The 2112-nt window shown below is 72.2% G+C and carries 1 protein-coding gene and 1 pseudogene; both read left to right on the plus strand.

What is annotated here, in order from left to right:
• Window positions 1–1057: pseudogene (locus ACFP3V_RS31525) on the plus strand (ParB/RepB/Spo0J family partition protein); the annotation flags it as partial.
• 155 nt (window positions 1058–1212) lie between these two features.
• Window positions 1213–2100 (plus strand): class I SAM-dependent methyltransferase, encoded by an 888-nt coding sequence (locus tag ACFP3V_RS31530; RefSeq protein ID WP_380591175.1) that lies wholly within the window; start codon window positions 1213–1215, stop codon window positions 2098–2100.
• Window positions 2101–2112 lie beyond the last annotated feature (12 nt).

Genomic DNA, 2112 nt, shown 5'->3' on the forward strand with positions numbered 1-2112 from the left:
CGCCGCCACCCGCGCCAAGGAGCTCAAGCAGGAGACCCTGAGCCACGCGGCCAGTGCGCAGATGAGCCTGCTGGACATGGCCGACCTGGTCGAGGTCGAGGGCATGCCGAACGCCATGCGGGAGCTCTCGGAGGCCAAGAAGCGCGATGCGGCCGAAGGCAAGGGCGGGCGCGGGCACTGGCAGCACGCCATGTCCAAGCTGCGGCAGCAGCAGGAGACCACGGCGCGGATCGAGGCCACCCGCACCGAGTTGAAGGCCGCCCAGGTGCCCGAGGTCCGCGCCGCCTACTGGACCGGGTACGGGGAGAAGCCGAAGCAGCTGGACCTGTCCGAGCTGCGCACCGACCTGGGTAACCCGCTCACCGCCACCATGCACGCCGCCTGCCCCGGCCACGCGGCCCGGATCGACACCGAGACGGGACAGGCGGTGTACGTCTGCCGGGACCCCAAGGCATACGGGCACAAGCTCCCGCCCAAGCCCCCCGCGAACAAGCGCACCCCGGAGGAGCAGGCCAAGCACGCCCGCACCGTCTCCCACAACCGGGCGTGGAAGGCCGCCCGCACGGTGCGGCACCAGTTCATCACCGAACTGGTCGCCAGGGCGAAGGTGTCCGATCCGGTGCAGTTGTTCTGCCTGGCGAACCTGCTGCACAGCGGGCCCGGCAGCTACCACTACGCCAACAAGCGGGAGTTCGGCTACATCGCCGCCTTCCTCGGTACCGCCAAGCCCACGTTCGTCGGCGCGCGCAGCGAAGCGTTCATGCCCCAGATCACCAAGGCCATGAAGGGCCGCCGCAGCGCGAACCTCCTGCTCGCCCACATCGCCGCCGTGATCGAACTCGACATGGGCGACCGCGCCTGGGACAGCCCCCAGCCCCACATCCGCGAATGGCTCCGCCTGCTCGCCGCCGAGGGCTACACCCTCTCCGAGATCGAAGCCGAGATCACCGGCCCGCTCACCCCCGAGACCGCCACCGACCAGCCGACGCCCGACAACGGCGACGGCACGGAGACGCACGACGCCGAGGACGCGGAGGCTTCTGCGGTGGCCGCCTGACCAGCCGTCACCCCGCACGCGGGGCCGCCATCCGAACCGGGTGGCGGCCCCGCCGCACACCACCCCACCCGTGCCCCACCGCGCGCCGCCCGTCAGGCCGGCGCTCCCCCCGTCATGCCCGCACGCCGGGCCACCCAGCGAAGGAGAACCCCGTCATGACGCTGTCGAAGGACGAGGCCAAGGCTCACCGCCAAGCCTGCCAACTGCTCGCGCTGCGCCGGGAGCTGACCGAGGACGAACGCGAGTTCGTGCTCGACAACTGGCACGAGGCCGCGAACCCCGGACGGCGGCTGGACGGCGCGTTCTTCACCCCCGGCGACCTCGCCTTTGACCTGCGGCTGGAGATCGGCGGCACCCGCGTGCTGGACCTGTGCGCCGGGATCGGCCGCCTCGCCTGGGCCGCGCGCGACCTGTGGGTGCGCCGCTGGGAGAACCAGCCCCCGCGTGAGCTGGTGTGTGTGGAGCGCAACCCCGACTACGTCGCCGTGGGCCGCAAGGTACTGCCCGAGGCGCGGTGGATCTGCGCCGACGTTCTCGACCTGACCGCCATGGCCGCCGAGTTGGGCCGGTTCGACACCGTGGTCGCCAACCCGCCGTTCGGCCGGATCGACCGGGGCGGCAAGAACGCGCCCGGCTACACCGGGGCGCGGTTCGAGTTCCACGTCATCGCCGTCGCCGCGCAGTTCGGCCGCCGAGGGGTTTTCCTGCTCCCCCAGACCTCCGCCCCGTTCCAGCTCAGCGGCCGCAACTACCACCGCCGGGTCCCCAACCGAGACTGCGAGCAGTTCACCCAGGCCACCGGCATCGAGTTGCACGCCGGAGTCGGCATCGACACCACCGCCTACCCCGACTTCCGCAACACCGCCGTGCGCACCGAAGTCGTCGTCTGCGACTTCCCCGACCGCCCCCTCACACCCGCACCCGCACCTGCCGTGTCCGCGCCCGCACCAGCACGCGCCCCCGCCAGCACATGCCCTGCCCCCTCTTCGACCCGGCCCGCGCAGCCCCGGGCGAGCGAGCAACTCGACCTGTTCACCGCCTGACCCGCGCCCGCA

This window comes from Streptacidiphilus monticola (assembly GCF_042658505.1).
Lineage (GTDB): Bacteria > Actinomycetota > Actinomycetes > Streptomycetales > Streptomycetaceae > Streptacidiphilus > Streptacidiphilus monticola.

Bases quoted from the DNA above. Each gene is read 5' to 3' on its own strand.
- ACFP3V_RS31530 (WP_380591175.1), top strand. From the start codon at position 1,213: ATGACGCTGTCGAAGGACGAGGCCAAGGCTCACCGCCAAGCCTGCCAA.